General features: G+C 65.8%; 1 protein-coding gene. It reads left to right on the top strand.

What is annotated here, in order from left to right; genetic code table 11:
- Positions 1-1,073 (top strand): molybdopterin cofactor-binding domain-containing protein (locus tag EOD15_RS34700; protein WP_148129831.1); only part of this gene is annotated, 1,073 nt, incomplete at both ends.

The raw sequence follows: 1,073 nt of genomic DNA, 5'->3' as shown, positions 1-1,073 counted from the left end.
ACATAGGAGGTGTCGAGCACGCCTATATCGAACCGGAAGCCGGCTATGCCTATCTGGACGGCGACACGCTGGTCGTCGTCGCCTGCACCCAGGCGCCCTATATGGACCGCGACGAGACGGCGAAGGTGCTCGGCCTAGCCGTCGACAAGGTGCGCATCGTGCCGACCGCGACCGGCGGCGGTTTCGGCTCCAAACTCGACGTTTCGCTGCAGCCGCTGATTGGCCTTGTGGCGATGAAGACGGGGCGGCCGGCGGCACTTGCCTACACCCGCACCGAATCGATGATTTCGACCACCAAGCGCCATCCGGCCGAGATGAGAGCGACCATCGGCGCCGATGCCGATGGCCTTGTCACCGGCATGATCTTCGAAGGTGACTTCAACACCGGCGCCTATGCAAGCTGGGGCCCTACCGTGGCCAACCGCGTGCCGGTGCACGCCTCCGGACCCTACGCGACGCCGAATTACCGCGCCGAAGGCCGCGCCATCCACACGCATGGGCCGATCTCCGGCGCCTTCCGCGGCTTCGGCGTGCCGCAAGCGACGATCATGCAGGAGACGCTGTATGACGAGCTAGCCGGCAAGCTCGGCATGGACCGGCTCGATTTTCGCTTGAAGAACTGCCTTCGTAACGGATCCGAAACGGTTACCGGGCAGCTTCTGGAGTCCGGCGTCGGCATTGCCGAATGCCTCGAATCGCTGCAGCCGCACTGGGTGGGCGCAACGGCCGATGCGGATGCGTTCAACCGTGCCAGCAGGGATAGAAAGCGCGGCGTTGGCGTCGCGTCCTGCTGGTATGGCTGCGGCAACACCTCGCTGCCCAACCCGTCGACCATCCGGGTCGGCATCGCGGCTGACGGCACGGTCATCCTGCACCAGGGCGCCGTCGATATCGGCCAGGGATCCAACACGGTCATCGCCCAGATATGCGCCGACGCGCTCGGCCTGCCGCTTGAGAAATTCCAGTTGAAGAGCGCCGATACAGCCATCACCCCCGACGCCGGCAAGACCTCGGCCTCGCGCCAGACCTTCGTCACCGGCAAGGCGGCCGAAAAGGCTGGCCGCGCCTTGCGC

Origin of the sequence: Mesorhizobium sp. M7A.T.Ca.US.000.02.2.1, assembly GCF_003996995.1 — a bacterium.
Classification (GTDB): domain Bacteria; phylum Pseudomonadota; class Alphaproteobacteria; order Rhizobiales; family Rhizobiaceae; genus Mesorhizobium.
The sequence above is the reverse complement of the archived record's forward strand: the minus strand, read 5'-3'. Positions and strand labels throughout refer to the sequence as shown.